9 protein-coding genes are annotated in these 7,368 nt (G+C 46.0%); 8 read left to right on the top strand and 1 reads right to left on the bottom strand.

Features of this window, described 5'->3' with window-relative positions; all coding sequences use genetic code 11:
- Positions 1-374: 374 nt before the first annotated feature.
- From C4S39_RS14570 to arsA, 6 genes are all read left to right on the top strand, one after another.
- A complete protein-coding gene (locus C4S39_RS14570) occupies positions 375-704 on the top strand; it encodes an ArsR/SmtB family transcription factor (RefSeq protein ID WP_103967663.1) in 330 nt (109 codons plus the stop codon).
- A gap of 34 nt (positions 705-738) precedes the next feature.
- Positions 739-1,161: an ArsI/CadI family heavy metal resistance metalloenzyme gene (locus tag C4S39_RS14565; RefSeq protein WP_258039466.1), complete on the top strand. Its 423-nt coding sequence runs from the start codon at positions 739-741 to the stop codon at positions 1,159-1,161.
- 2 nt (positions 1,162-1,163) lie between these two features.
- Complete coding sequence (locus C4S39_RS14560) at positions 1,164-1,661, top strand: arsenate reductase ArsC (protein ID WP_103967661.1); 498 nt, start codon at positions 1,164-1,166, stop codon at positions 1,659-1,661.
- A gap of 42 nt (positions 1,662-1,703) precedes the next feature.
- On the top strand, positions 1,704-2,990 hold the full coding sequence (locus tag C4S39_RS14555; RefSeq protein ID WP_103967660.1) for an arsenic transporter: 1,287 nt from the start codon (positions 1,704-1,706) through the stop codon (positions 2,988-2,990).
- Between the two features lie 98 nt (positions 2,991-3,088).
- On the top strand, positions 3,089-3,439 hold the full coding sequence (gene arsD / locus C4S39_RS14550; protein WP_103967659.1) for an arsenite efflux transporter metallochaperone ArsD: 351 nt from the start codon (positions 3,089-3,091) through the stop codon (positions 3,437-3,439).
- A 20-nt stretch (positions 3,440-3,459) separates the two neighbouring features.
- Complete coding sequence (gene arsA / locus C4S39_RS14545; RefSeq protein ID WP_103967658.1) at positions 3,460-5,229, top strand: arsenical pump-driving ATPase; 1,770 nt, start codon at positions 3,460-3,462, stop codon at positions 5,227-5,229.
- Positions 5,230-5,340: 111 nt separating this feature from the next.
- Here arsA and C4S39_RS15950 read toward each other — a convergent pair whose 3' ends face one another.
- Positions 5,341-5,568, bottom strand: coding sequence for a GDCCVxC domain-containing (seleno)protein (locus tag C4S39_RS15950; protein WP_103967657.1), 228 nt, complete (start codon positions 5,566-5,568; stop codon positions 5,341-5,343).
- Positions 5,569-5,801: 233 nt separating this feature from the next.
- On the opposite strand from C4S39_RS15950, the gene C4S39_RS14535 reads away from it, so the two are divergent.
- Both C4S39_RS14535 and C4S39_RS14530 read left to right on the top strand, forming a co-directional pair.
- Positions 5,802-6,341 (top strand): hypothetical protein, encoded by a 540-nt coding sequence (locus C4S39_RS14535; protein WP_103967656.1) that lies wholly within the window; start codon positions 5,802-5,804, stop codon positions 6,339-6,341.
- A gap of 14 nt (positions 6,342-6,355) precedes the next feature.
- Positions 6,356-7,087: a DUF2490 domain-containing protein gene (locus C4S39_RS14530; RefSeq protein ID WP_181023839.1), complete on the top strand. Its 732-nt coding sequence runs from the start codon at positions 6,356-6,358 to the stop codon at positions 7,085-7,087.
- The last annotated feature ends 281 nt before the right edge of the window (positions 7,088-7,368 follow it).

Here is a 7,368-nt window from a genome sequence, read left to right as displayed (position 1 = left end):
ATATCGAGTTCATTAAACTTAAAATTATGGCGCTGCATGAAACTAATTACGTTCTTGTCGGTTGAACCAGAAAGTATGCACTTGCCGGATGAACCCAAATTAGACCTCACACCGCGCTTGACGACAAAACGCCAAATGAGTTCTACTTCAATAACCTGCCTGCAATGAAAAAAACAGCGTAGGCATTAACGCAAGGTTTCCACTTAAGATATGGAAAAAATTGTCCAATCAAGTGAGGCCATCTCACGGGTAATATTAAATAAGTAGCAAAACTATCAGAAATCGGATTTGTTTTGCTATTGCTCATGATGAATTAACGATTAATCAAATCAAAAAGGGTTGACGCCAATTATAATTTCTAATATATTAGAAATATGGAAATGAATATTGCAATTAAAGCACTTGCTGCCCTAGCCCACGAAACCCGTCTCACGATATTCCGGGTGCTGGTTCAGGCTGGAGAACCGGGACTTCCTGCGGGGCAGCTTGCCAAGGACTTGAGCATCCCTAACGCAACGCTATCTTTTCACCTGAAAGAATTGGCCCATGCAGAGCTGGTCATTGCCCGGCAGGAAAGCCGCTTTATTTATTACTCAGCGAATTTTACAGCTATGAATGCACTATTGGGGTATCTCACCGAGAATTGTTGCGCTGGGATTCCATGCAGCCCTGTTGAAGTTTGTTGTGATGAAAAGAACAGCTAAAACATATTTCCCTGACCATTTAACCAAGGAGACAATGATGAAACGCTTTCATGTCCATATTTCCGTCGATAATCTGCAGGATAACATCCGTTTTTATTCTGCGTTATTCGGTACCGAACCCTCCATCAGCAAATTGGATTACGCCAAATGGATGCTGGATGATCCGTATATTAATTTCGCCATATCGGCGCGAGGTGCAAAACCGGGGTTGGATCATGTGGGAATCCAGGTTGACTCGGAAGAAGCGCTAATCGAAATGAATCACCGTTTGGCTCAAGCCGATTTACCTGCTGCGGAACAAAAAAACGCGCAATGCTGTTATGCCGCATCGAATAAATACTGGGCGGTTGATCCGCAAGGCATCGCCTGGGAAGCGTTTCATTCACTGACAACAATCCCGGTATTTGGGCAGGATACTGCCATTCCGACTAAAACCGAATCCTGCTGTGCTGCCTAATTATGAAAGTATTGTTTCTTTGTACCGGAAATTCCTGCCGCTCTATCCTTGCGGAAGCCACTTTCAATCATCTGGCACCCAAAGGTTGGCAAGCCATGAGCGCAGGCAGTCAACCGACCGGCCAGGTTCATCCGCGTTCGCTCGCTTTGCTTACACGCGAAGGTATCCCAACTGAGGGATATTTCAGTAAATCGTGGGACAACTTACCCGCGACGCCAGACATTGTGATCACAGTTTGCGGCAACGCGGCCGGTGAAACCTGCCCAACTTATCTTGGCCCTGCGCTACGCACGCATTGGGGTGTCGATGATCCAGCCCAAGCCACTGGAACCGAAGAAGAGATCAATGCGGCATTCATGCAGGCTTACGGTACCTTGCGCGAAGGTATTGAGACTTTTTTATCGCTGCTATTAGATGACTTGCGCCAAAATCCTTCCGCTTTCAAGACGAAACTGGACTACATCGGCATTTTGAAATTTAAACAGACACACAAAGAGTGATAGCCACAAACCAAGACAAAATAGCAAGGAGTGCATATTGATATGCTGATTGCCATACTCATTTTCATGGTAACACTCGTGCTGGTTATCTGGCAGCCGCGCGGTCTCGGAATCGGCTGGAGCGCTCTGATTGGTGCAACTACGGCATTACTTCTTGGTGTGGTGCAGCTCAGTGACATTCCGGTGGTCTGGAATATTGTCTGGAATGCAACAGCGGCTTTCATTTCCATCATCATTATCAGCCTAGTGCTCGACGAAGCGGGATTCTTTGAGTGGGCAGCATTGCATGTGGCGCGTTGGGGTCGCGGCAATGGGTATTTATTGTTCGTGTATATAGTATTACTGGGTGCGGCGGTTGCAGCGTTGTTCGCGAATGACGGTGCGGCTTTGATTCTAACGCCGATTGTGATGGCGATGTTGCTCGCGCTTGGGTTTAGTCCGGCTGCTACGCTTGCGTTTGTCATGGCTGCGGGTTTTATTGCCGATACAGCTAGCTTGCCATTAGTGGTATCCAATTTGGTGAACATCGTCTCGGCTGATTATTTCAAAATTGGGTTTACCGAGTATGCTGCGGTGATGATTCCGGTCAATTTCGCTTCAGTAGTGGGAAGTTTAGGCGTACTTTTCCTTTATTTTCGCCGCAATATTCCGGCTAGCTATGACGTCAGTCAACTGAAGTCACCCAATGAAGCAATACGCGATCCAGCAACGTTCCGTGCTGGCTGGGTAGTGTTGGCATTGCTGCTTATCGGCTTTTTTGGTCTCGAATCTTTGGGTGTGCCCATCAGCCTTGTGGCTGCGACCGGTTCGCTAATACTGCTCGTGGTGGCAGCGCGTGGTCATGTTATTAACACGCGTAAGGTAGTACGCGAAGCGCCGTGGCAAATCGTTATTTTTTCACTGGGAATGTATTTAGTGGTGTATGGTTTGCGTAATGAAGGCTTGACCGGGTACATTACCAGTCTGCTTGATGTCTTCGCCAGTTATGGCGTGTGGGGTGCAACGCTTGGCACTGGTTTTTTGGCGGCCTTCTTATCGTCCATCATGAACAATATGCCTACGGTACTGATCGGCGCGTTGTCGATCGACGCAACCAATGCAACCGGCGTGGTAAAGGAAGCCATGATTTACGCCAACGTGATCGGTTGTGATCTGGGGCCAAAAATCACTCCGATTGGCAGCTTGGCAACTTTGTTATGGTTGCATGTACTGGCGCGGAAGAATACGGTTATCACGTGGGGATATTATTTCCAGGTGGGGATTGTGTTGACTGTGCCAGTATTGCTTGTCACGCTGGCTACTCTCGCTATGTGGCTGAGCATTCAATGAGATTATCATTGCAAGAATCGCAACATAACCGTGAATGCCTGAAAGCAGAATTAAATTGTATCGCAACCTTGTTAGTTTAACTTTATAGGAGAATCAAAATGACAACTATCCAAGTATTTGACCCTGCTTCATGCTGTAGCTCAGGCGTTTGCGGTTCCGACGTAGACCAAGAATTGGTCGGTTTTTCCGCTGATGTCGATTGGGTCAAACAACGCGATGTTGCAATCGAGCGTTTTAATCTGGCACAGCAACCCATGGCTTTTGCGGATAATTCTACGGTGAAAGCATTTTTGGAACGTTCCGGTGCTGAAGCGCTACCCTTAATTCTTGTAGATGGAGAAGTAGCATTGGCAGGCCGCTACCCGCAGCGCAGCGAACTCGCGCGCTGGGCGGGAATTCCTCTGCAGGAAGAAGTCGAAGAATCGAGTTGTTGCGGCGGCTGTTGCTAAAGTAACCTTGATTCCACCCCATGACTAAACTCAAGTTTCTGAATCAACCGCCGCGTTTTCTGTTTTTTACCGGCAAGGGCGGGGTCGGCAAAACTTCATTGGCTTGCGCCACGGCGATAACGCTGGCCGACGCCGATCAACGGGTGTTATTGGTCAGCACCGATCCGGCTTCTAACGTTGGCCAGGTATTCGGTATCACGATTGGGAATCAGGTTACGGCGATTACTTCAGTACCCCATTTGGCCGCTTTGGAAATTGACCCGCAAGCGGCAGCTCAAGCTTACCGCGACCGCATTGTCGGTCCGGTACGCGGCGTGTTGCCGGATACGGTAGTCAAAGGTATCGAGGAGCAATTATCCGGTGCTTGCACGACCGAAATTGCCGCCTTCGATGAATTTACCGCGCTATTGACGGATTCGGTACTGACAGCGGACTACGATCACATTATCTTCGACACCGCACCGACCGGCCACACCATTCGGCTGCTTCAATTGCCCGGCGCATGGAGTGATTTTCTTGCGGAAGGCAAAGGCGATGCGTCATGTCTTGGCCCGCTGGCCGGTTTAGAGAAACAGCGTGCCCAATACAAAGCAGCGGTAGATGCGCTCGCCGATTCGCAACGCACCCGCCTCGTATTGGTAGCTCGTGCGCAGCAAGCCACGTTACGCGAAGTAGCGCGGACACATGAAGAATTAGCCGCCATTGGATTGACGAAACAATTTTTAGTCATCAATGGATTGTTTCCACAGGCAGAAACAGCACAGGATCCATTGGCAACTGCAATCTTCCAACGTGAGCAAAACGCTTTGGCAGCTATACCGGAAGCCCTCAGCCAATTGCCTTGCGATCATATTGTACTTAAACCGTTTAACCTGGTCGGATTGACAGCCTTGCGGAAACTATTGGTTGATGATCTGCCTGTCGATGGTGAAAATAAATCAAACCATCATGCAATCCAATTTCCCAGCTTATCCAGTTTGACTGATGAGATTGCCAAAGACGGATGCGGTTTAATCATGCTGATGGGCAAAGGCGGTGTCGGCAAAACTACCCTTGCTGCGGCTATCGCTGTAAATCTTGCACATCGGGGTTTGCCAGTACACCTCACCACTTCAGACCCCGCAGCTCATTTAAGCGAAACACTCAGCGGTACTATGGATAATTTACTGGTTGACCGGATCGATCCACATGTGGAAACCGAACGTTATCGTCAGCATGTCCTGGAAACCAAGGGCTCGCATCTGGATGCGCAAGGTAGAGCATTACTGGAAGAAGATTTACGTTCGCCGTGCACCGAAGAAATTGCGGTATTTCAGGCATTCTCGCGTATTATCCGCGAAGCGGGAAAGAAATTCGTGGTGATGGATACCGCACCGACAGGACATACATTATTGTTACTGGATGCCACTGGCGCTTATCATCGCGAAGTTATCAAACAAATGGATCCTTCCATCGTGCACTACTCAACGCCGATGATGCAACTGCAAAATCCTAAGCAAACCAAAATACTGCTTGTTACATTGGCGGAAACAACGCCCGTGCTGGAAGCCGCCAACCTGCAAGCCGATTTGCGCCGCGCTGGTATTGAGCCATGGGCGTGGATCATCAATAATAGCGTTGCTGCGAGGACTGTCCACTCACCCTTATTGTGTCAGCGCGCCAGTAACGAACTTGCTGATATAAAAACAGTATCCACTATTCATGCAAAGCGCTATGCCGTCGTGCCATTACTCCAAGAAGAGCCGATCGGCGTACATAGATTATTGAATTTATTAAGAAGTAGCCAATAACAATTCATGGATAGAGAAGTGTCGATAGGAATTGCCAAACAACCCATCAGATAAGTGGTTAAACAAGCTGCGGAAGCTGCTGGTTTGTGAGGCTGCCATATAGCTCATGGCCTAACCGCCACAACAATCGCCGCTGTTATTGCCGTGCTCTTGAATTGGTGGGCATGGAACCGTGCCATAGGAACAGTAAACGCAGCAGTCGCCCGGCTTAGGTTTGAGCACAGTGTGACACTGCTCGCATTCGTAGAACCACTGACACGCATCCGTTGGCATGATCTCGGTTTTGGTGTGGTTGCAAACGGGGCAAGTCAGCGTGGATTCAAGAATGACAGCGCTCATGAGGGATTCCTTTCGACGATAGCGGCCGATGCTTCGTTGAACAAATGACGCGGTAGCCACCACAGGTAGAAGACCATCCCGAACAACACGATCAACGTTTTGATCATCATTGCTTTATACATGATACTTTATGGATTGTAATGGATTATCTTAATGATAAATAGTTTTATAGAATTGTGGAGTGTTCCTCACTATTTTGTTAGGGTACTCTCAAAATTAAGGAATGAAACGTCATGATCCAAACTGCATTTATAGTTTCGGTTTTATCACTTTTTCTCCTCAGTGCATGCGCGGCAACCGCACCGGATATCTATCATAATACGGAAGTTGAACACTCCATAAGTGTAAAAGACTTGCCGCCTAAAGTTTTAATGGCTTTACCCAAAGAGTACAACAGAAAAGAGTTTACTTATAAGCGTAAATTGAAGAATGGCATCACTAGCTATGACGTGGATTATGAAAAAGGTGGAAAAAAGTTTTCTATCGCTTATGACGAACAGGGCACGGTATTAGAAGAAGAAAAAAAGGTGGAATTTTCTGATATACCCTATGACCTAAGGATAAAAGCTGAAAAAGTCTTATCTGAGCATTACCCCGACTACAATATTATATTGGTCGAAGAAGTTTATACTCACAATGAAATGCTATTGGAAATTTTCTTCTCCCACCCCAAAGCTAAAACTGGTTTTGTTGAAGCAATCTTTGAGTACCAATCGGGCACATTCAGGGAATTCGTTAATATAAAAATGAAATCTATTGAAACACTCAACTGAGTCGGCTAAATCTTGTGAAATCCACAGATAGTATAAAAGTAATAGTATTTTTTATTTTTGTTATTTTTAGCCATTCGATATTCGCGGAGTCGCAACAGTTCTATGGACTGCGGCCTCAAATCAACATTACCAAGGAAATCTCTGACAGATGGGATTTTAATGTTTTTACTTCGACTCATCCCATCCTATTCGATAATACTAACGGAAAAACGCAATTTCCGTCTGATATACAATATTATTTTCAGACGAGCCCTATTTATAAATACAGTCCAAATCTCAATTTTGTTTTACTAGGATACATCTATCAAAGAACAAATCCTTTCTCTGAGAACTCTGGTAATGAAAACAGGATCTTTCAGCAGATTGTTTATGGTAAGGATACTATCTTTAGAAGGCTTACCCAGCGGATGCGCTTCGAAGAAAGATTTATTCATAACACAGCTCTCGATACAACACCTCTAAGCACACGGCTCCGCTATCAGATAGCGCTTCTCATACCACTGAAAGGAAAAGAATTAGACAATGGGGAATTTTATTTTAATGCTTATAATGAATTCTATTTCAGTCTAACAGGAGCCAGAAATGCTTTGTATAGTGAGAACTGGAGCTATGCGGGAATCGGTTATCAAACCCGACAGTATGGAAGGATTGAGGTAGGGCCTTTAGTACAAAGATCAATCATTAATCAGCAACATGGGGTACGTTATATTGATCTATTGCAGTTTAATTGGTCTTATAATTTCTGATGCATTAAGCGGGCTAGTTGATACAATTTTGCCCTATTTATCTTCTGATCATTTGGATGTATAACAACAGTACATGCATGTTTTACTGAAATGCATAAATTTTTCATTCCTCAATTGATGTGTCGATCTGCACTCATCTCTTATTTGTATCGAGAGAAATAACACCAACCCAGCTCCACTGAACCGCCCCGGGTTTATCGGAGACTCCATTTCTTGAGAGAATGGAGCTATGAATAAATCGATAAGATACTCACCTGAAATCCGTGAACGAGCAATTCGTA

Origin of the sequence: Nitrosomonas ureae (assembly GCF_900108305.1) — a bacterium.
In the GTDB taxonomy this organism is placed as follows: domain Bacteria; phylum Pseudomonadota; class Gammaproteobacteria; order Burkholderiales; family Nitrosomonadaceae; genus Nitrosomonas; species Nitrosomonas ureae_B.
The sequence above is the reverse complement of the archived record's forward strand: the minus strand, read 5'-3'. Positions and strand labels throughout refer to the sequence as shown.